The organism is Streptomyces sp. SID10853 (assembly GCF_010548145.1).
Classification (GTDB): Bacteria; Actinomycetota; Actinomycetes; order Streptomycetales; family Streptomycetaceae; genus Streptomyces.
Genome location: NZ_JAAGLN010000124.1, coordinates 1 through 19,939 on the forward strand (window position 1 = coordinate 1; position 19,939 = coordinate 19,939).

Below are 19,939 nucleotides of genomic sequence, written 5' to 3' on the forward strand. Positions count from 1 at the left end.
GGTCGTGCCGCCGGGCTCCCGGTCCGCGGCCGCGGTGCGCTTCGGTATCGACCGGGCCAACGCCGAACCGCTGGGCACCGCCGCCGCGTTCGAGTCGGTCGTCGACGAGCTGCACACGGCGTACGGCGACCACCACTGGGTGCACGTGCTGCCGAACGCGGCGCTGCTCGCGGCCGCGCTGACCCATGCCGGCGGTGACTTCACCGGCTCCGTCTGCCGCGCGGTGTCCGGAGGCTGGGACACCGATTCCAACGGGGCGACGGCGGGCAGCGTCGCGGGACTGCTCGCGGGCGGCCCGCGCGCGCTGCCGTCCCGCTGGACAGCGCCGCTGCACAACCGGCTGGCCACCACGGTGGGCGGCCTGGACGGCATCGGCTTCGACACACTCGCCGAGCGCACGCTGCGCCAGGTACGGCGAGCGGACCTACCGGCATGACGAGGGCAGTGGAGGCACCACAGATGCACGACGAGACCGCGGAGACACCGGAAGCGCCCCGGCCCTCCCCCCTCCAGGGGCTGCGCGTCCTCGATCTGGCGACGCTCTTCGCCGGACCGCTGGCCGCGACGATGCTCGGCGACTTCGGGGCCGAGGTCATCAAGGTGGAGCACCCCCGCAAGCCCGACCCCTCGCGCGGGCACGGCCCGAGCAAGGACGGCGTGGGGCTGTGGTGGAAGCTGCTGGGCAGGAACAAGCGGAACATCACGCTCGACCTTTCCTCGCCCGAAGGCCGCGATGTGCTGCTGAAGCTGGCCGCCGGAGCGGATGTGGTCATCGAGAACTTCCGGCCCGGCACCCTGGAGAAGTGGGGCCTGGGCTGGGCGGAGCTGTCCGCGGCCAACCCGCGGCTCGTGCTGGCGCGGGTGACCGGGTTCGGCCAGTTCGGTCCGTACGCGCGGCGCCCGGGGTTCGGCACGCTCGCCGAGGCCATGAGCGGGTTCGCCGCCATGACCGGCGAGCCGGACGGACCGCCGACGCTGCCGCCCTTCGGTCTCGCCGACTCGGTGGCCGCGCTCTCCACCGCGTACGCCGTGATGACGGCCATCGCCGGGCGGGACGTCACCGGGTGCGGTCAGGTCGTGGACATGGCGATCATCGAGCCGATGCTGGCGGTGCTCGGCCCGCAGGCCATCTGGTACGACCAGCTCGGCTACGTACAGCCGCGCACCGGCAACCGGTCGAACAACAACGCGCCGCGCAACACCTACCGCACCCGCGACGGCAGCTGGGTGGCCGTGTCGACGTCGGCCCAGTCGATCGCGGAGCGGGTGATGCGCCTGGTGGGGCGGCCCGAGGTCATCGACGAGCCGTGGTTCGCCTCCGGTGCGCAGCGCGCCCGGCACGCCGACGAGCTGGACGCGGCGGTCGGCGACTGGATCGCCCGGCACGACCGGGCCGATGTGGTGAAGGCGTTCGAGGAGGCCGAGGCGGCCATCGCGCCGGTCTACGAGATCGGCGATGTGATGGCGGACCCGCAGTACCGGGCGCTGGGCACGATCACGGAGGTCCCGGACGAGGAGCTGGGCACCATCCGGATGCAGAACGTCCTCTTCCGGCTCTCCGGGACTCCGGGCGCCGTCAAGTGGGCCGGACGCCCGCACGGCGCCGACACCGACGAGGTACTGACCGGGATCGGCCTGGCACCGGACGCCATCGCGGCTCTGCGGGAATCGGGTGCGGTCCGGTGAACGTGTCATCGGAGGCGCTGCCCGCGCCCAGCCCGGTGCGGACCGTGCTGACCTGGTTGTACGTGCCGGGTGACCGGCCCGCCGTGGTGGCGAGGGCGCTGGCGTCGGGCGCCGATGTGGTGCTGGTCGACCTGGAGGACGCGGTCGCGCCGGACCGCAAGGCGTACGCACGTGACGCCACCGCCGAACTCCTCACCGACCCGTCCCCCGGCCCCTCGCCGGTCCATGTGCGGATCAACGCGCTGGACGGCCCGCTCGCCGAGAAGGACGTACGGGCCGTCGCCGGGCTGCCGGGGCTCGCGGGGCTGCGGCTGCCGAAGGCCGGCGGTCCGGCGGAGGTGCGCGATGTGGCCGGCTGGGCGGCCGACGCGGGCCGCGCGGGCATCGCGCTCTATCCGATCCTGGAATCGGCGCTGGGGGTGGAGCGGGCGTACGAGATCGCCACCGCCACCCCCTCGGTGCGGGGGCTGGCGCTCGGCGAGGCGGATCTGCGGGCCGATCTGGGGGTGTACGACGAGGCGGGTCTCGCCTGGCCGCGGAGCCGTGCGGTGGTCGCGGCGCGGGCGGCGGGACTGGCCCCGCCCGCCCAGTCGGTGTACGCGGACGTACGCGACCTGGAGGGACTCGCGGCGTCCTGCGCACGCGGCAGGACGCTGGGTTTCCTGGGGCGCGCGGCGATCCATCCGAGGCAGCTGCCGGTGATCGAGGAGGCGTATCTGCCCACCGCGGCGGAGGTGCGGGCAGCGCGGGACATCATGCTGGCCGCGCCCACGGACGAGGGGGCGCTGGCGCTTCCCGACGGCCGGTTCGTGGATGCGGCCGTGGTGGCGGGGGCCCGGCGCACGCTGGATCTCGCGGAACGCCGGCGCGTCTGAGACGCGGCCGTGGCCGACGGGCCGGTCAGCCCTTCTCGGCCCGGGCTTCCGCCTTGACGGCTCCGCCGCCGTCACCGTCAACGGCGCTGCTGCTCTCGCCGTCGCCGTCAGCCGCAGAGTCCTCCGCTACGGAATCCTCGGGCGCGGAGTCCTCTCGCGCGGAGACCTCTGGCGCGTCCTTGAGCGCGGAATCCTTGGGCGCAGAGTCCTTGGGCGCCGCGTCCTTGGGCGCCGCGTCCTTGGCGTCCTCGGTGTCGGCGCCCGCGGCTGCCGCCTCCACGGCGGCGGGCTCGACGATCTCCTCACGGCCGGGACGCAGCCTCGACGAGATGACCAGGTACGCCACCGCGAGCAGGAACATGATCAGCGCGGTCCAGTCGTTGAGCCGCAGCCCGAGGATCCGGTGCGCGTAGTCGACCCGCATGTGCTCGATCCAGGCGCGGCCCACACAGTAGGAGGCGACGTACAGCGCGAACGCCCGCCCGTGGCCGAGGGTGAAGCGGCGGTCGGCCCAGATGACGAGGAGGCCGACGCCGACGCACCAGAGCGACTCGTAGAGGAAGGTCGGGTGGTACGTCCCGGCGATCCGGTCGGTGCCTTCGCTGATCTTCAGCGCCCAGGGCAGATCGGTCGGCTTGCCGTACAGCTCCTGGTTGAACCAGTTGCCCCAGCGGCCGATGGCCTGCGCGAAGGCGAGGCCGGGCGCCAGCGTGTCGGCCCAGGCGGGCAGCGGGATCCCCCGGCGGCGGCAGCCGATCCAGGCGCCGACCGCGCCGAGCGCGACCGCGCCCCAGATACCCAGGCCGCCTTCCCAGATCTTGAAAGCGTCGACCCAGTCCCGGCCACTGCTGAAGTACAGCTCGTAGTCGGTGATGACGTGGTACAGCCGGCCGCCGACCAGACCGAAGGGCACGGCCCACACCGCGATGTCGGCCACGGTGCCGGCGTTGCCGCCCCTGGCGACCCAGCGTTTGTTGCCGTACCAGACGGCGACGAAGACACCGATGATGATGCAGAACGCATAGCCGCGCAGCGGGATCGGTCCGAGATGGATCACGCCGGTCGACGGACTGGGGATGAAGGCAAGGTTCATGGCACCGCCGACGCTACATGGCCGGGCGGGCCGTCGGACCACCCACCCGGCAACGTATGCGTAACAAGGCCCCTCCCGGGCGTGCTCAGGAGGCGGGCGCCGGTGAGACCGTGCCGGCCTTCTTGCCCTGGTTGGCCTCGGTCACCCACTTCTTCAGATTGGCGGGCGAGATCTGCTCGTTGCCCTTCTTGGGGAAGACCGACGAGCCGTTGAGCTCGACCGTCGGGGTGCCGCTGAAGCCGCCCTTCTGGAATGCCTCGTTCGACCGCTTCACCCAGCTGTCGTGCTTCCCGCTGTTCACACAGGAGGTGAAGGCGGCCGTCTTCAGCCCCTTGACCTTCCCGGCGAGCTGGAGCAGCTTGCTGTTCTGCGCGTAGGGGTCGGTGGTCTCCTCGGGCTGGTTCTCGTAGAGCACGTCGTGGTAGGCGGGGAACTTCCTCTCGTCCTGCGCGCAGGCGGCCGCGTTGGCCGCGCGCAGCGAGCCCGTGCCGCCCATGTTGCTGTCGATGAGCGTGGCGATGTGGTACTCGACCTTCAGCCGGCCGGACTTCTCCAGCTCGTGGACCGTGCTGCGGAAGCCGTTCTCGAACTGGCCGCAGGCCGGGCAGCGGAAGTCCTCCCAGACGGTGAGCGTGGACGGTGCGTCGCTCGCCCCCACCGGGACGGCCAGGCTGTCCTTTCCGGTCGCACCGCTCGGCACGGTGAGGGGGCTGTTCGCTCTGGAATCGCCGCTGTCCTTGCCGGAGTTGGCCGCGACCACTCCGATCACGGCGGCCAGCGCCAGCACCCCCACCACGGAGCCGCCGACGATCATTCCGCGCTTGCGCCGGTCACGGGCCTTCTGCTTCTCGCGCTCTTCGACGAGCCGCTCGCGGGCGGCCCTCTTCGCGTCTCGGTTCTTCTCGCTCACACCCGCAGCAACGAACCGGGGAGGCACGAGCGTGCCTCCCCGGTCCCAGTTCCACCCGTACGAGCGACGGCGTCAGCTTCGGCGTACGCCCTTGGCCAGGTCGCCCGCCAGTTCGCGGACGCCCTCAAGACCCGCGGCGTCGTTCTCCGCGTCGAGCATCCGCTTGACGAACGCGGATCCGACGATCACTCCGTCGGCGAACCCGGCGACCTCGGCGGCCTGCTCGGCGTTGGAGACCCCGAGCCCCACACACACCGGCAGCTCGGTGGTGGCGCGGGTGCGCCGGACGAGCTCCTGGGCCTGCTCGCCCACGGAGTTCCTGGTGCCGGTGACCCCCATCAGCGAGGCCGCGTAGACGAAGCCGGAGCCGGCGGCGGTGATCGTCGCCAGCCGCTCGTCCCTGCTGCTCGGCGCGACGACGAAGACGGTCGCGAGACCGTGCTTCTCCGCGTGCTCACGCCACAGCGCGGACTCCTGGACCGGCAGATCGGGCAGGATGCAGCCGGCGCCGCCTGCATCGGCCAGCTCGGCGGTGAACCGCTCGACGCCGTACCGGTCGATGGGGTTCCAGTACGTCATGACGAGGATGGGCGCGCCGGTGGCCTCGTACCCCTCACGGACCGTGCGCAGTACGTCGGCGATCTTCACGCCGCCCTTGAGCGCGATGTCGTCGGCGGTCTGGATGACCGGTCCGTCGAGGACCGGGTCGCTGTGCGGGAGCCCCACCTCGACGACGTCGGCGCCGCCTTCGATGACGGCCTTCACCGCCGCGATGCCGCCGTCGACCGTGGGGAAGCCGGCCGGGAGGTACGCGATGAGCGCCGCCCGGCCCTCCGCCTTCGCCCCGGTCAGGACCGTGCTGAGGAGCTCCGTGTTGCCGCCGTGCCCACCGGTTCCGTTGTTTCCGCCGTTGCCGTTGTTTCCGCCGTTGCCGCTCACTTGGCCGCCACCTCCGCGTCCGCGCTGTAGAGCCCGAAGTAACGGGCAGCCGTGTCCATGTCCTTGTCGCCGCGGCCGGACAGGTTGACCACGATCAGCCCGTCCTTGCCCAGCTCCTTGCCGAGGTCCAGCGCACCGGCCAGCGCGTGCGCGGACTCGATGGCCGGGATGATCCCCTCGGTGCGCGACAGCAGACGCAGCGCCTGCATGGCCTCGTCGTCGGTCACCGCGCGGTACTCGCCGCGCCCGACGTCCTTGAGGTAGGCGTGCTCCGGGCCGATGCCGGGGTAGTCGAGCCCGGCGGAGATCGAGTAGGGCTCGGTGATCTGGCCCTCCTCGTCCTGGAGTACGTACGAACGGGAGCCGTGCAGGATCCCCGGCTCACCCGCGGAGAGCGTGGCCGCGTGCTCGCCGGTCGCGATGCCGTGCCCGGCGGGCTCGAAGCCGACCAGCCGCACCGAGGTGTCCGGGATGAACGCGTGGAAGAGCCCAATGGCGTTGGACCCGCCGCCGACGCAGGCGGCCACGGCGTCGGGGAGCCGGCCGGCGCGCTCCAGGATCTGCCGCCGCGCCTCGACGCCGATCACCCGGTGGAAGTCACGCACCATCGCCGGGAAGGGGTGCGGCCCGGCGACCGTGCCGAAGAGGTAGTGCGTGCGGTCCACATTGGCGACCCAGTCGCGGAACGCCTCGTTGATGGCGTCCTTGAGGGTGCGGCTGCCGGACTTCACGGCGACGACCTCGGCGCCGAGCATCCGCATCCTGGCGACGTTGAGCGCCTGGCGCTCGGTGTCGATCTCGCCCATGTAGACGGTGCATTCGAGGCCGAACAGGGCGCAGGCGGTCGCCGTGGCGACGCCGTGCTGCCCGGCGCCGGTCTCCGCGATGACCCGGGTCTTGCCCATGCGCTTGGTGAGCAGCGCCTGGCCGAGCACGTTGTTGATCTTGTGGGAGCCGGTGTGGTTGAGGTCCTCGCGCTTGAGGAACATCCGTGCGCCACCGGCGTGTTCGGCGAACCGCGGCACCTCGGTGAGGGCGCTGGGCCGGCCGGTGTAGTCGACCATGAGGTCGTTCAGCTCGGCGGCGAACGCCGGGTCGGCCTTCGCCTTGTCGTACTCGACGGCGACCTCGTCCACCGCGGCGACGAGCGCCTCGGGGATGAACTTGCCGCCGAAGGCGCCGAAGTAGCCATCGGCGCTGGGGATCCGGCCGTCCGGATCCGGGATGAAGAACTCTGAAGACATGCGTGATCTCCGCGGGTACGTAAGGGTTTGGTACGCAGGAGGTGAAAGGTGTGGCTGAGCTGTCCGCTCAGCGACGCCATCGCATGCCGTTGATCTGGCCGGGCTCGGAACCGATGTGGTAGCGCACCCGTCGCCCGTGCACCCGCCGCGCGGGCGCACGGCAGCCGCGGGGCTTGCACCCACGCGAGAGACGGGCGATGGCCATGGGGGTCAGTCCCGCCCGTGCCGCAGGGCCGGGTGGGCGCCCGCGGCGACCAGGTCGGCGACGGCGCCCTTCGGGTCGCGGCCGGTGACCAGGGACTCGCCGACCAGCACGGCGTCGGCTCCGTCGTTGGCGTAGGCGATCAGGTCGTGCGGGCCGCGGACACCGGATTCGGCGACCTTGACCACGTGCGAGGGGATCTCGGGCGCGACCCGCTCGAACGTGCCGCGGTCGACCTTGAGGTCCTTGAGGTTGCGCGCGTTGACCCCGATGATCCGGGCACCGGCGGCGACCGCACGCTCGGCCTCGTCCTCGTCGTGCACCTCGACCAGCGGGGTGAGCCCGATGGACTCGGCGCGCTCGATCAGCGAGACCAGCGCCTCCTGCTCAAGGGCGGCGACGATCAGGAGCACCAGGTCGGCTCCGTACGCCCGCGCCTCCCAGAGCTGGTACGCGGTGACGATGAAGTCCTTGCGCAGGATCGGGATGTCGACCTTGGCCCGGACGGCCTCCAGGTCGGCCAGCGATCCGCCGAAGCGGCGCCCCTCGGTCAGTACGGAGATGACGGACGCGCCGCCCGCCTCGTAGTCGGCGGCGAGCGCTGCGGGGTCGGCGATGGCGGCCAGCGCGCCCTTCGAGGGGCTGGAGCGCTTGACCTCGCAGATGACCTTGACGCTGTCGCCGCGCAGGGCCGCGACTCCGTCCCTGGCCTGGGGGGCCTTCGCGGCGCGGTCCTTGAGCTCGTCGAGGCTGACGCTCGCCTGCCGCTCCGCGAGGTCGGCGCGTACGCCTTCGATGATCTCGTCGAGCACACTCACGCGAGCGGCCCCCTTCCGGGACGTGTGGATGGATCAGGATCAGCCAAGGTGATGTTATCCGTAGAAGCCCCGGGGCCCCGCATCCGGTCCGTGCGAGTTCCGGCCCGTGGACGCTCAGGGAGCCAGGAAGGACCCCACCGGGAAGTTGCGCAGCACGCTGAAGACCAGGGCCACGGCGCCGATCCCCCACCAGAGGGCCGGCCGCATCGTGAACCGCGTGGCCCGTCCCCGTACGGCGCGAATCAGCCACACCACCATCACCACGGCGAACACGCCGTACCCGACGACCGCGAGCGCGTTGTCACCGAGCGCTGCCACGAAGTGGCCGTGGGCGAACTCGTGGGCGCTGCGCAGCCCGCCGCAGCCCGGGCAGTAGACACCGGTGAGCGCGTAGAGCGGGCAGACCGGATAGTGGCCGGGGTGGTTGGGGTCGACCGCGCCGACATAGGTGAAGGCGGCGGCGACGGCGGCCAGGGTGCCGACCGGTACGAGAAGCCTCCGTACGAGCGGCTCGGGGGCGGCCGGGGGCGCCTGGTGGCCGGGGGCCTGGAGCCAGGCCGGATGCGGGGCCGCGCCCGGCTGCGGGGCCTGGAGCTCGGCCTGGGCCGGGGCGCGGAGGGTGGCGGGGGCTGCGTTGGGGTCCACGCGGCGATTCTCCCTGTTCGTACGAGAAGGCGCAGCTCAAACGGGAAGGCGCAGCCCGGACGACCGGACTGCGCCCCGTACGACGGTGCTCGCGGGAGAGGGCGTCAGTGCACCTGCGCCTGGGCGGCGCGCGCCCTGGCCTGGATGCTGGCCTCGGACTCCTTCGGCATACCGAGGCCGGCGGCCTTCATGCCGAGTCCGACGACGCCGCCGATGACCACGACGACGAGTCCGGCGATGACCCCGACCGGGCTGGCCATCACCATGAAGGCGCCCGAGACGCAGAAGCCGATGAAGGCGATGATGACGCCGGTCCAGGCGGCCGGGGTGTGTCCGTGGCTGGTGCCCGCCATGAGTTGCTCCTCGTTGCTGTGTGTCCAGGCCCTCTAAGGGCGTGTTCCGCGGCCGCCCGTCCCAGCCGTGGCCCGGCCGGGCGCCGGAAGCTCATGCCCATTGTCGCGCACCGCGGTGGGCGGGGATGAGCTGGGGGGTGAGCTGTCCGTCACGCTTCGCGCGTGGGGTCCTCACCGCGGTCGAGCGCCTTCCATATCTCCTCGGGGCGCTCCGGGTCCGGTGCCGTGCGCGGCCGGCGCGGCCGCGGGGTGCCGTCGCGCTCGTACCGGCTGGACATGGCGGGCCACTGCCTGCCGTAGCGCAGGGCGAGCAGGCCCGCGACGAGGATCAGCAGGCTGCCGAACGCGGCCACGTAAGGCCAGGCCGTGTGGGACAGCGCCTCGATGGTGGTGGCGGTGTTTCCGGCGGATGTGGCCGCCTTCTCGTCCAGCGCCGAGCTGTCGCGCGCTCCGGCGAAGGCCGCGACGGCCGCACCGGCCCCGCAGACCGCGAGCAGCGCGGAGACGAAGAGACGGCCCGCCCTGCGTACCGCGAAAACGGCGACGAGAGCGGCGAGGCCGACGATCGCGAGCGCCGTGGGCACTCCCGTGACATCGCCGCCGTCAGCCGTCAGCGGCAGCGCGCCGCCGCCGACCGGGGCGTTGCCCCTGGCCCAGGTCTGGCCGGAGGCGAGGAGGACGACGGCAGCGCCGACTGCGCCGAGTATCAGAGCGGTGGCAAGACTGCGGCGGCCGCCCGGGGAGGCGGCGGCCGGTCCTGCTTCGGATCGGGGCGGGGGTACGGCACTCACGCCCTCCACTATCCCTTACGTCCCTGCGGCCCGGTGAGGCGGTTGGCCGAACCGACGGCGCGGAGCACGGCCGCCGCCTTGTTGCGGCACTCGTTGTCCTCGGACACCGGATCGGAATCGGCGACCACACCCGCCCCGGCCTGCACATAGGCGGTGCCGTCGCGCAGCAGGGCCGTTCGGATGGCGATGGCGGTGTCGGAGTCGCCGGCGAAGTCGAGATAGCCGACGCAGCCGCCGTAGAGGCCGCGCCTGGTCGGCTCCAGCTCGTCGATGATCTGCAGCGCGCGGGGCTTGGGGGCGCCGGAGAGGGTGCCGGCGGGGAAGCAGGAGGTGAGGACGTCGAAGGCGGTGCGCCCCTCGGCGACCCGGCCCGTCACGGTGGACACGATGTGCATGACGTGGGAGTACTTCTCGACCGACATGAAGTCGACGACCTCGACGGAACCCGGCTCGCAGACCCGTCCGAGGTCGTTGCGGCCGAGGTCGACCAGCATCAGGTGCTCGGCGCGCTCCTTCGGGTCGGCGAGCAGCTCGTCGGCGAGCTCCTGGTCCTCGCGCGGGGTCGCGCCGCGGTGCCGGGTCCCGGCGATGGGGTGCAGCAGGGCGCGCCCGTCCTCGACCTTGACCAGCGCCTCGGGGCTGGAGCCGACGACGTCGAAGCCGTCGAAGCGGAAGAGGTACATGTAGGGCGAGGGATTGGTGGCGCGCAGCACCCGGTAGACGTCCAGGGCGCTCGCCGTGCAGGCCGTCTCGAAGCGCTGGGACGGGACGACCTGGAAAGCCTCACCGGCCCTGATGCGTTCCTTGATGTCCTCGACCACCGCCTGGTACTCCGGGCCGCCCCAGAGCGCGGTGTACTCGGGCAGCTCGGACGCGGGCAGTACGGCGGGCGCGGAGCCCGACGGGCGCGCGAGGTCGGCCTCCATGGCGTCGAGCCGGGCCACGGCGTCGGCGTACGCCTCGTCGACGCCGGTGTCGAGGTCGTTGTGGTTGATCGCGTTGGCGATCAGCATGACCGTGCCCGCCCAGTGGTCGAGCACGGCGAGGTCCGAGGTGAGCAGCATGGTCAGCTCGGGCAGCTTCAGGTCGTCGCGCTCGCCGGGGCCGACCTTCTCCAGCCTGCGCACGATGTCGTAGCCGAGGTAGCCGACCATGCCGCCGGTGAAGGGCGGCAGACCGCCCGCCAGGTCGCGCGGGGTGTGCAGCGCCTCGACGGTGGCGCGCAGGGCCTGCAGCGGGTCGCCGTCGACCGGGACGCCGACCGGCGGTGCGCCCTCCCAGTGGGTGGCGCCGTCGCGCTCGGTGAGGGTGGCGGCGGACCGTACCCCGATGAAGGAGTAGCGGGACCAGGTGCGGCCGTTCTCGGCGGACTCCAGGAGGAAGGTGCCGGGGCGCTCGGCGGCGAGCTTGCGGTAGAGACCCACCGGGGTGTCTCCGTCGGCGAGCAGGGTGCGGCTCACGGGGATGACGCGTCGGTCGGCGGCGAGCTTGCGGAAGGTCTCCAGGTCCATGGCGGAAGTCTAGGGTCTTCGGCCCTGCCCATGATCGGTGGACGGTACGGGCGGGGACCGGCGCACGGCCGTCGTCTCAGCCCAGCAGGACGTCGGCGTCGAAGCAGGTCCGCTCGCCGGTGTGGCAGGCCGCGCCGACCTGGTCCACCTTCACCAGGACGGTGTCGGCGTCGCAGTCGAGGGCGACCGACTTGACGTGCTGCGCGTGCCCGGACGTGTCGCCCTTGACCCAGTACTCACGGCGGCTGCGCGACCAGTAGGTGCAGCGTCCTGTGGTGAGGGTGCGGTGCAGGGCCTCGTCGTCCATCCAGCCGAGCATCAGTACCTCGCCCGTGTCGTACTGCTGGGCGATGGCCGGCACCAGGCCGTCCGCCGAGCGCTTGAGGCGTGCGGCGATCGCAGGGTCGAGACGGCTGGGCTGCGGCGTGCTGGACGTACTGGTCATGGGGTCCATTGTGCCGCTCCCCCGGGCGCCCGCGGGCCGCCGTCCACTGGGCGGAACGTCGCTGGCGGCCGTACGCTGGCGGACATGTCGACCCATGCCAAACGCGAACGACTTCTCCTCGCCGACCTGTTGGAGGCCGCGGGCCCCGGCGCCCCGACACTCTGCGAGGGCTGGAAGACCCGCGATCTCGCCGCCCATGTGGTGGTACGCGAGCGGCGGCTCGACGCGGCGGGCGGGATCATGATCGGCGCGCTCAAGGGGCGCCTCGACCGGGTGCAGGGCGAGTTCACCGCGAAGCCGTACGAGGAGCTGATCCAGCTGATCCGTACGGGGCCGCCGAAGTTCTCCCCCTACTCCCTCAAGCAGGTGGACGAGGGCGCCAACGCGGTCGAGTTCTTCGTGCACGCCGAGGACGTCCGGCGGGCGCAGCCCGACTGGTCGCCCCGTGAGGTGGACCCGGTCTTCGCCGAGTCGCTGTGGCGGCGGCTGGAGAAGGCGGCCAGGCTGATGGGGCGCAAGGCGCCGGTGGGGCTCGTGCTGCGCCGGCCCGACGGCCAGACCGTGGTGGCGCACCGCGGCACGCCGGTGGTGACGGTCACCGGGGAGCCGGGTGAGCTGACGATGTTCGCGTCGGGCCGGCAGGACGCGGCGAAGGTGGAGGTCGACGGGGACGCGGAGGCGTCGGCCAAGGCGATCGAGGCCACGCTCGGCATGTGAGAGACCTTCGGCCGCCCCCTGGTGGGGAGGCGGCCGAGCGCTCTCTCGGCCGGGGCTGCCCTATCTGACCGGGTGACCGGCCTGCCGCAGCTCGTCCTTGACCTGGGAGATCCGCAGGTCACCGAAGTGGAAGACGGACGCGGCGAGCACCGCGTCCGCACCGGCACCGACCGCCGGGGGGAAGTGCTCCAGGGCGCCCGCGCCCCCGCTGGCGATGACCGGCACGGTGACGTGGGCGCGTACCGCGGCGATCATCTCGGTGTCGTAGCCGTCCTTGGTGCCGTCGGCGTCCATGGAGTTGAGCAGGATCTCGCCCGCCCCCAGCTCGGCCGCCCGGTGCGCCCACTCGACGGCGTCGATGCCGGTGCCCCGGCGGCCGCCGTGCGTGGTGACCTCGAAGGTGCCCTGCTCGGTGCGGCGCGCGTCGACCGAGAGGACGAGCACCTGGCGTCCGAAGCGTTCGGCGATCTCGCTGATGAGTTCCGGGCGTGCGATGGCCGCGGTGTTGACGCCGACCTTGTCCGCGCCCGCGCGCAGCAGCTTGTCGACGTCCTCGGTGGTGCGGACGCCGCCGCCGACCGTGAGCGGGATGAAGACCTGCTCGGCGGTGCGGCGCACCACGTCGTAGGTCGTCTCGCGGTCGCCGGACGAGGCGGTGATGTCGAGGAAGGTCAGCTCGTCGGCGCCCTCGGCGTCGTAGAGCCTGGCCATCTCGACGGGGTCGCCCGCGTCCCGGAGGTTCTGGAAGTTGACGCCCTTGACGACGCGGCCGTTGTCCACGTCGAGGCAGGGGATGACCCGTACGGCGAGTGTCATGCGCGCTCCCTGCGGTACGCCTCCACCTCGACCTCGACGACCAGGCTGGGGTCGACGAAACCGGAGACGATGATCATCGATGCGGCGGGGCGTACCGCGCCGAACCGCTCCTTGTGGGCCCGGCCGACCTCGTCCACGTCGCGGGCGTGCGTGACGTACATCCGGGTGCGGACCACGTCCTCGGCTCCCAGGCCGAGCTCCTTGAGCGCGTCGACGGCGACACCGAAGGCGGTGACGGCCTGTTCGTACGGGCCGCCCTCCGCGATCCGGCCGCCGGCCACCGAGGTGCAGCCGGAGACGAGGACGAGGCCGTTGGGCAGCTCCACCGCGCGGGAGTAGCCGAACGACTCCTCCCACGGGCCGCCGGACGCGATACGGCGTACGCCGTCGTCCGTGGCGTCCTCGCTCATGCCGCCACCGCTACCGCTTCGAGGGCCTCTTCCAGGGTGAAAGCCTCGGCGTACAGCGCCTTGCCGACGATCGCGCCCTCCACGCCCGAGGGGACGAGCGAGGAGATGGCCCGCAGGTCGTCCAGCGACGAGACACCGCCGGAGGCGACGACGGGTTGGCCGGTGGCCGCGCAGACGTTCTTCAGGAGTTCCAGGTTGGGGCCCTGGAGTGTGCCGTCCTTGGCGATGTCGGTCACCACGTAGCGGGCGCAGCCCTCGGAGTCGAGGCGGGCGAGCGTCTCGTAGAGGTCGCCGCCGTCCCGGGTCCAGCCGCGGCCGCGCAGGGTCGTTCCGCGTACGTCGAGGCCGACCGCGATCTTGTCGCCGTGCTCGGCGATGATCTTCGCGACCCACTCGGGGGTCTCCAGCGCGGCGGTGCCGAGGTTGACCCGGGTGCAGCCGGTGGCGAGGGCCGCGGCCAGGGAGGCGTCGTCGCGGATGCCGCCGGAGAGTTCGACCTTGATGTCCATCGCCGACGCGACCTCGGAGATCAGCTTCCGGTTGTCGCCGGTGCCGAAGGCGGCGTCGAGGTCGACCAGATGCAGCCACTCGGCGCCCGACCGCTGCCAGGACAGCGCGGCTTCCAGGGGGGAGCCGTAGGAGGTCTCGGAGCCGGACTCGCCGTGGACGAGGCGGACCGCCTGGCCGTCCCTGACGTCGACGGCGGGGAGGAGTTCGAGCTTCTTCTGCAAGGCGGACATCAGAGGGTTCCGATCCAGTTGGTCAGCAGCTGGGCGCCGGCGTCGCCGGACTTCTCGGGGTGGAACTGGGTGGCCGACAGGGCGCCGTTCTCGACGGCCGCGACGAAGCGCTCGCCGTGGGTGGCCCAGGTGACGCGCGGGGCGCGGATGTTGGCGTTGGTGACTTCGAGCGACCAGTCGTGCGCCGCGTAGGAGTGCACGAAGTAGAAGCGCGCTTCCGCGTCGAGCCCGGCGAACAGCTCGGTGTCCGCCGGGGCTTCGACGGTGTTCCACCCCATGTGCGGTACGACGTCGGCCTTGAGCGGGCCGACCGTGCCGGGCCACTCGTCGAGGCCCTCGGTCTCCACGCCGTGCTCGATGCCGCGCTCGAAGAGGATCTGCATGCCGACGCAGATCCCCATGACGGGGCGGCCGCCCGCCAGCCTGCGGCCGACGATCCAGTCGCCGCGTGCCTCCTTGAGGCCCTGCATACAGGCGGAGAAGGCGCCGACGCCGGGGACGAGCAGCCCGTCGGCGTTCATGGCGCGGTCGAAGTCACGGGTGATCTCGACGTCGGCGCCGGCGTGCGCGAGGGCGCGCTCGGCGGAACGGACGTTGCCGAAGCCGTAGTCGAAGACGACGACCTTCCTGCCTGCGGTCATGTCCAGATTCCCTGGATGCGCATGACACCCGCGGCCAGGCACATCACGGCTCCGATGGAGAGCAGCACGATGAGGCTCGCGGGCATCTTCTGCTTGGCGAACGAGTAGACGCCGCCGGCCAGGAAGAGGCCGACGACGATGAGGATGGTGTTGAGGCCAGTCATGCTTACAGGGCGCCCTTGGTCGAAGGAAGAATGCCCGCTGCCCGCGGGTCGTGCTCGGACGCGTAACGCAGCGCGCGCGCCAGGGCCTTGAACTGGCACTCCACGATGTGGTGGGCGTTGCGCCCGTACGGCACGTGGACGTGCAGCGCGATCTGCGCCTGCGCGACGAACGACTCCAGGATGTGCCGGGTCATCGTCGTGTCGTACTCGCCGATCATCGGCGCCATGTTCTCCGGCTCGGTGTGCACCAGGTAGGGGCGGCCCGAGAGGTCGACGGTGACCTGGGCGAGCGACTCGTCCAGCGGAACCGTGCAGTTGCCGAACCGGTAGATGCCGACCTTGTCGCCGAGCGCCTGCTTGAAGGCGGCGCCGATCGCCAGGGCGGTGTCCTCGATGGTGTGGTGCGAGTCGATGTGCAGGTCGCCGTCCGTCTTGACCGTGAGGTCGAAGAGGCCGTGGCGGCCCAGCTGGTCGAGCATGTGGTCGTAGAAGCCGACGCCTGTCGACACGTCGACCTTGCCGGTGCCGTCGAGATCGATCTCGACCACGACCGAGGTCTCCTTGGTGGTGCGTTCCACCCGTCCGATGCGGCCCACGCGAGTCATGCGGTGATCTCCTTGTACAGTGCGCGTGCCGCTTCGAGGAACGCGTCGTTCTCGGCCGGAGTGCCCACGGAGACCCGCAGCCATCCGGGGACCCCGTTGTCCCTGATCAGGACACCGTGGTCGAGGATCGCCCGCCAGGCAGCCGGGGCGTCCTGGAAGCGGCCGAACTGGATGAAGTTGGCATCGGATTCCGTCACGTCGTATCCGATGGAGCGCAGCTCGCCGACGAGCCTGTCGCGCTCGGCCTTCAGCTGCTCGACGTACCGCAACAGCGTATCCGTGTGCTCCAGGGCGGCGAGCGCGGTGGCCTGGGTGACGGACGACAGGTGGTACGGCAGCCGTACGAGCTGGACGGCGTCGACCACCGCCGGGTCCGCCGCCAGGTAGCCGAGCCGGAGCCCGGCGGCGCCGAACGCCTTGGACATCGTCCGGGAGAGGACCAGGTGGGGGCGGCCCTCGATCAGCGGGAGCAGCGAGGGCGCGTGGCTGAACTCGCCGTACGCCTCGTCCACCACGACCATCGAGGGGCCCGCCGCCTGCGCCGCCTCGTACAGCGCGAGGACCGTCGCGGTGTCGACCGCGGTGCCCGTGGGGTTGTTGGGCGAGGTGATGAAGACGACGTCCGGCCGGTTCTCGGCGATGGAGCGCTCGGCCGCCGCGACGTCGATGGTGAAGTCCTCGTTGCGCGGTCCGGAGATCCAGCCGGTGCCGGTGCCGCGTGAGATGAGGGCGTGCATCGAGTACGACGGCTCGAAGCCGATGGCGGTGCGGCCGGGGCCGCCGAAGGTCTGGAGCAGTTGCTGGATGACCTCGTTGGAGCCGTTCGCCGCCCAGACGTTGGCCGTGGTGACCGGGTGGCCCGCGGTCCTGGTGAGGTAGCGGGCCAGCTCGGTGCGGAGCTCGACGGCCTCCCGGTCGGGGTAGCGGTTGAGCGTGCGGGCCGCCTCGCGGACCCGCTCGGCGATCCGGTCGACCAGGGCCTCGGGGAGCGGGTAGGGGTTCTCGTTGGTGTTCAGCCGTACAGGGACGTCGAGTTGGGGCGCGCCGTACGGCGACTGGCCGCGCAGTTCGTCCCGTACGGGCAGGTCGTCGATGCCGGTCATGCGGTGGGCACCTGCCATCCGAACCTCGCCCTGAGGGCGGCGCCGTGCGCGGGGAGGTCCTCGGCGTCGGCGAGCGCCACCACGTGGTGGGTGACCTCGGCGAGCGCGTCCCGGGTGTAGTCGACGATGTGGATGCCACGCAGGAACGACTGGACCGAGAGGCCCGACGAGTGGCAGGCGCAGCCGCCGGTGGGCAGGACGTGGTTGGACCCGGCGCAGTAGTCACCGAGGGAGACCGGGGCCCAGGGGCCGACGAAGACGGCTCCGGCGTTGCGGACCCGGGCGGCGACGGCCGCGGCGTCCGCGGTCTGGATCTCCAGGTGCTCGGCGCCGTACGCGTCGACGACCTTCAGGCCGTCGTCGACCGAGTCGACCAGGACGATCGCGGACTGCTCGCCCTCCAGGGCGGGGACGATCCGCTCGGTGATGTGCTTGGTGGCCGCGACCTGCGGCGCCAGCTCCTTCTCCACCGCGTCGGCGAGATCGGCCGAGTCGGTGACGAGGACGGCGGCGGCCATCGGGTCGTGCTCGGCCTGGCTGATCAGGTCGGCCGCGACGTGCACGGGGTCGGCCGTGGCGTCGGCGAGGACGGCGATCTCGGTCGGGCCGGCCTCCGCGTCGATGCCGATCCGGCCGGTGAAGTACCGCTTGGCGGCCGCGACCCAGATGTTGCCGGGGCCCGTGACCATGTTCGCCGGGGGGCAGGACTCGGTGCCGTGGGCGAACATCGCGACGGCGGTGGCGCCGCCCGCCGCGTACACCTCGTCGATGCCGAGCAGCGCGCAGGCGGCGAGGATCGTCGGGTGCGGCAGTCCGCCGAACTCCTTCTGCGCCGGGGACGCGAGGGCGATCGACTCGACGCCCGCCTCCTGCGCGGGCACCACGTTCATGATCACGGACGAGGGGTAGACGGAGCGTCCGCCCGGCGCGTACAGCCCGACACGCTCGACCGGTACCCACTTCTCGGTCACCTTGCCGCCGGGGACGACCTGGGTGGTGTGCTCGCCGCGCCGCTGGGCGCGGTGGACCAGCCTGGCCCGCCTGACCGACTCCTCCAGGGCCGCACGGACCGCCGGGTCGAGCCCGGTCAGGGCGTCGGCCAGCGCCTGCGCGGGGACCCGCACCTGATCGAGCCGCACACCGTCGAACTTCTCCGCGTACTCGATCAGCGCCGCGTCGCCCCGATGGTGCACGTCCTCGCAGATCGGCCGCACCTTTTCCAGGGCGGCCTGTACGTCGAACTCGGCACGGGGCAGCAGGTCGCGCAGGGCGCCGCCCTCGGGGAGGGCTTCGCCGCGCAGATCGATTCGGGAGATCATGCCCCCAATTCTCTCAGACCGGCCGCGGCCCCCGGACGCCCGTATCAGTGGCTGATACACAACCGGCCCCCCGGCGGTGACCGCTAGCGTTCACTTCATCACTCGTGGGCAGGGAGGGGCGGCAGTGACAGAGGCGCAGCACGACGAGCATGCGCCCGACTGGCTGACCGGCGCCGAGCTGGGCATGTGGGAGGCCTTCCGCAACGGCAGTACGTACGATCTGCGCACCCGCAATCCGGTCATGGACAATCCGCTCTCGGCCAGGACCTGGGGCCCGGAGCGCACGGTCCGTGCCCGTGTCGTGGCCCTGCTGCTGCTCAGCGGGCCGCCCGCGCTGGCCGGGCGGGTCTCCTCGCTGAAGCTGACCGGGGTGCAGATCACCGGTGCGCTGGATCTGGCGGGCGGCACGGTCACGCCGTACGTGGAGCTGACCGGCTGCCGGTTCGAGGACGAGGTGCTGCTGCCCGAGTGCCGGGTCACCACGGTCCGGATGGTGGGCTGCGCGATGCCGCGCCTGGAGGCGGCCCGGCTGCACACCGAGGGCGATCTGCATCTGCCGCGCTGCCGGGTGGCGGGCGGTATCCGGCTGACCGACGCCCAGATCGGCACGGATCTGCTGATCAACATGATGGTGGTGCACCCGGACCGCAAGGGGCGCTCGATCGCGGCCGACGGACTGTATGTGGCACAGGATCTGCAGGCCGAGATGATCGAGTCGCACGGCGAGGTGAGTCTGCGCTCGGCGCGGATCGGCGTCTCGCTGAGCTTCAACGGCAGCCGGCTGCTGAATCCGGACGGGCGGCGGGCGCTGAACGCCCCGCAGCTCTCGGTGGAGCGCACGCTCTATCTGTCGGCGGCCGGGGTGGCGCCGGACGGCGGCGGCACCACTCCCCCGTACGGCACCGGGCCGACCCCGCCGTACGGGACGCGGCTCCAGCCGTTCGAGTGCGTCGGCGGGATACGGCTGGACGACGGGCGGTTCGGGGACGCGCTCGACCTGCGGAGTGCCAAGTTCCGTATGCACAGCGACCAGGAGCTCTCGCTGCGCCGCATCCAGACACCCGAACTGCGCTTCCTCGGGGACCGCCCGGAGCAGGGCCGGGTGGTGCTCTCGGGGGCCAAGGTCGTCAACCTGGTCGATATGTCGACCAGTTGGCCGGGGCCCGGCGGTCTGGCGATGGGCGGCTTCAGCTACGAGAACCTCATCCCGGTCGGCCACTTCCCGCTGGAGCAGCGGCTGGAGTGGGTGACGGCGGCGACCCCGGAGTACGCGCCGGAGCCGTACGAACGGCTGGCGTCGGTGCTGCGCAGCAGCGGCGAGGACGCGGACGCCCGGGAGGTGCTGCTGGCGAAGCAGCGCAGACGCCGGGAGACGCTGCCGCTGGCCGCCAAGGTGTGGGGCTATCTGCAGGACTGGACGGTGGCGTACGGCTACCGGCCGGGGCGGGCGGCGCTCTGGATGGCGGTGCTCTGGGCGGCGGGCACGGTCGCGTTCTCGCGCTACCACCCGGAGCCGATCAGCGCGGACGGACATCCGCAGTGGAACGCGGCGCTCTATGCGCTGGATCTGCTGATCCCGGTGATCAATCTCGGCCAGGACGGCTACTGGAAGCTGTACGGCGGCTGGCAGTGGGCGGCGGCGGCGCTGATCGTACTGGGCTGGATCCTGGCCACGACGGTCGCGACGGGCGCCACCCGGCTGCTGCGCAGGAGCTGAGCCGGTGGGTCTCAGCCGGTGTCCCGGGCCCGCAGCTCGCGCCCGTGCCCATCGCCCGCACCCCGCAGTCCACCGCCTGCAGCCCACCGCCGTGCCGACAGCCCGCAGCCCTCAGCCCGCGCCCCGGGCCCGAAGTCCCGAGCCCGCAGGCCGAGCCCGGCCCGGCAGCCCGGCCCGGCAGCCCTCAGAGCCGAG

The 19,939-nt window shown here is 72.1% G+C and carries 23 protein-coding genes; 5 read left to right on the forward strand and 18 right to left on the reverse strand.

Annotation, left to right across the window (positions count from 1 at the left end; all coding sequences use genetic code 11):
• The 3 genes from G3I19_RS22080 to G3I19_RS22090 all read left to right on the forward strand — a co-directional run.
• Positions 1-436 (forward strand): ADP-ribosylglycohydrolase family protein (locus G3I19_RS22080; protein ID WP_164265415.1); only part of this gene is annotated, 436 nt, incomplete at its 5' end.
• A gap of 23 nt (positions 437-459) precedes the next feature.
• Positions 460-1,686, forward strand: a complete 1,227-nt coding sequence (locus tag G3I19_RS22085; protein WP_164265434.1) for a CoA transferase — start codon at positions 460-462, stop codon at positions 1,684-1,686.
• Positions 1,683-2,561 (forward strand): CoA ester lyase, encoded by an 879-nt coding sequence (locus G3I19_RS22090; protein WP_343235169.1) that lies wholly within the window; start codon positions 1,683-1,685, stop codon positions 2,559-2,561. Before G3I19_RS22085 ends, G3I19_RS22090 begins: the two co-directional genes overlap by 4 nt.
• Positions 2,562-2,586: 25 nt before the next feature.
• Here the strand turns inward: G3I19_RS22090 and lgt are convergent, their stop codons facing one another.
• From lgt to hisI, 10 genes are all read right to left on the reverse strand, one after another.
• Positions 2,587-3,654, reverse strand: a complete 1,068-nt coding sequence (gene lgt, locus G3I19_RS22095; protein WP_164265416.1) for a prolipoprotein diacylglyceryl transferase — start codon at positions 3,652-3,654, stop codon at positions 2,587-2,589.
• An 85-nt stretch (positions 3,655-3,739) separates the two neighbouring features.
• Positions 3,740-4,564, reverse strand: coding sequence for a thioredoxin domain-containing protein (locus G3I19_RS22100; protein WP_164265417.1), 825 nt, complete (start codon positions 4,562-4,564; stop codon positions 3,740-3,742).
• A 72-nt stretch (positions 4,565-4,636) separates the two neighbouring features.
• Complete coding sequence (trpA, locus tag G3I19_RS22105) at positions 4,637-5,416, reverse strand: tryptophan synthase subunit alpha (protein WP_203599918.1); 780 nt, start codon at positions 5,414-5,416, stop codon at positions 4,637-4,639.
• An 83-nt stretch (positions 5,417-5,499) separates the two neighbouring features.
• Positions 5,500-6,747 carry a tryptophan synthase subunit beta gene (trpB, locus tag G3I19_RS22110; RefSeq protein WP_164265419.1) on the reverse strand — a complete coding sequence of 416 codons (1,248 nt, stop codon included), beginning with the start codon at positions 6,745-6,747 and terminating at the stop codon, positions 5,500-5,502.
• A 210-nt stretch (positions 6,748-6,957) separates the two neighbouring features.
• The gene (gene trpC, locus G3I19_RS22115; RefSeq protein WP_164265420.1) at positions 6,958-7,767 is read right to left on the reverse strand and encodes an indole-3-glycerol phosphate synthase TrpC; all 810 of its coding nucleotides are present in this window, start codon (positions 7,765-7,767) and stop codon (positions 6,958-6,960) included.
• A 114-nt stretch (positions 7,768-7,881) separates the two neighbouring features.
• Positions 7,882-8,412 carry a DUF2752 domain-containing protein gene (locus G3I19_RS22120; protein ID WP_164265421.1) on the reverse strand — a complete coding sequence of 177 codons (531 nt, stop codon included), beginning with the start codon at positions 8,410-8,412 and terminating at the stop codon, positions 7,882-7,884.
• 104 nt (positions 8,413-8,516) lie between these two features.
• Entirely contained in the window at positions 8,517-8,765 is a 249-nt protein-coding gene (locus G3I19_RS22125) for an HGxxPAAW family protein (RefSeq protein WP_164265422.1), read from the reverse strand.
• Between the two features lie 149 nt (positions 8,766-8,914).
• Complete coding sequence (locus G3I19_RS22130; RefSeq protein WP_164265423.1) at positions 8,915-9,565, reverse strand: TIGR02234 family membrane protein; 651 nt, start codon at positions 9,563-9,565, stop codon at positions 8,915-8,917.
• Positions 9,565-11,067, reverse strand: a complete 1,503-nt coding sequence (locus G3I19_RS22135; protein ID WP_164265424.1) for an anthranilate synthase component I — start codon at positions 11,065-11,067, stop codon at positions 9,565-9,567. The genes G3I19_RS22130 and G3I19_RS22135 overlap by 1 nt, the downstream gene beginning before the upstream one ends.
• Before the next feature lie 76 nt (positions 11,068-11,143).
• Positions 11,144-11,512 (reverse strand): phosphoribosyl-AMP cyclohydrolase, encoded by a 369-nt coding sequence (hisI, locus tag G3I19_RS22140; RefSeq protein WP_164265425.1) that lies wholly within the window; start codon positions 11,510-11,512, stop codon positions 11,144-11,146.
• 84 nt (positions 11,513-11,596) lie between these two features.
• On the opposite strand from hisI, the gene G3I19_RS22145 reads away from it, so the two are divergent.
• Complete coding sequence (locus tag G3I19_RS22145; protein ID WP_164265426.1) at positions 11,597-12,229, forward strand: TIGR03085 family metal-binding protein; 633 nt, start codon at positions 11,597-11,599, stop codon at positions 12,227-12,229.
• A 60-nt stretch (positions 12,230-12,289) separates the two neighbouring features.
• Here G3I19_RS22145 and hisF read toward each other — a convergent pair whose 3' ends face one another.
• From hisF to hisD, 8 genes are read right to left on the reverse strand one after another with little or no spacing between them, the layout of a single operon-like run.
• Positions 12,290-13,045: an imidazole glycerol phosphate synthase subunit HisF gene (gene hisF / locus G3I19_RS22150; protein WP_164265427.1), complete on the reverse strand. Its 756-nt coding sequence runs from the start codon at positions 13,043-13,045 to the stop codon at positions 12,290-12,292.
• A complete protein-coding gene (locus tag G3I19_RS22155; protein ID WP_164265428.1) occupies positions 13,042-13,455 on the reverse strand; it encodes a RidA family protein in 414 nt (137 codons plus the stop codon). Before G3I19_RS22155 ends, hisF begins: the two co-directional genes overlap by 4 nt.
• Positions 13,452-14,195 carry a bifunctional 1-(5-phosphoribosyl)-5-((5-phosphoribosylamino)methylideneamino)imidazole-4-carboxamide isomerase/phosphoribosylanthranilate isomerase PriA gene (gene priA / locus G3I19_RS22160; RefSeq protein WP_164265429.1) on the reverse strand — a complete coding sequence of 248 codons (744 nt, stop codon included), beginning with the start codon at positions 14,193-14,195 and terminating at the stop codon, positions 13,452-13,454. Before priA ends, G3I19_RS22155 begins: the two co-directional genes overlap by 4 nt.
• Positions 14,195-14,842, reverse strand: a complete 648-nt coding sequence (gene hisH / locus G3I19_RS22165; protein ID WP_203599924.1) for an imidazole glycerol phosphate synthase subunit HisH — start codon at positions 14,840-14,842, stop codon at positions 14,195-14,197. Before hisH ends, priA begins: the two co-directional genes overlap by 1 nt.
• The gene (locus tag G3I19_RS36960; protein WP_203599910.1) at positions 14,833-15,000 is read right to left on the reverse strand and encodes a hypothetical protein; all 168 of its coding nucleotides are present in this window, start codon (positions 14,998-15,000) and stop codon (positions 14,833-14,835) included. Before G3I19_RS36960 ends, hisH begins: the two co-directional genes overlap by 10 nt.
• 2 nt (positions 15,001-15,002) lie before the next feature.
• Entirely contained in the window at positions 15,003-15,596 is a 594-nt protein-coding gene (gene hisB, locus G3I19_RS22170) for an imidazoleglycerol-phosphate dehydratase HisB (RefSeq protein ID WP_164265436.1), read from the reverse strand.
• A 5-nt stretch (positions 15,597-15,601) separates the two neighbouring features.
• On the reverse strand, positions 15,602-16,708 hold the full coding sequence (locus G3I19_RS22175; RefSeq protein WP_164265431.1) for a histidinol-phosphate transaminase: 1,107 nt from the start codon (positions 16,706-16,708) through the stop codon (positions 15,602-15,604).
• Positions 16,705-18,027: a histidinol dehydrogenase gene (gene hisD / locus G3I19_RS22180; protein ID WP_164265432.1), complete on the reverse strand. Its 1,323-nt coding sequence runs from the start codon at positions 18,025-18,027 to the stop codon at positions 16,705-16,707. Before hisD ends, G3I19_RS22175 begins: the two co-directional genes overlap by 4 nt.
• 124 nt (positions 18,028-18,151) lie before the next feature.
• Between hisD and G3I19_RS22185 the strand changes: the two genes are divergently transcribed.
• The gene (locus G3I19_RS22185; protein WP_164265433.1) at positions 18,152-19,744 is read left to right on the forward strand and encodes an oxidoreductase; all 1,593 of its coding nucleotides are present in this window, start codon (positions 18,152-18,154) and stop codon (positions 19,742-19,744) included.
• Positions 19,745-19,939 lie beyond the last annotated feature (195 nt).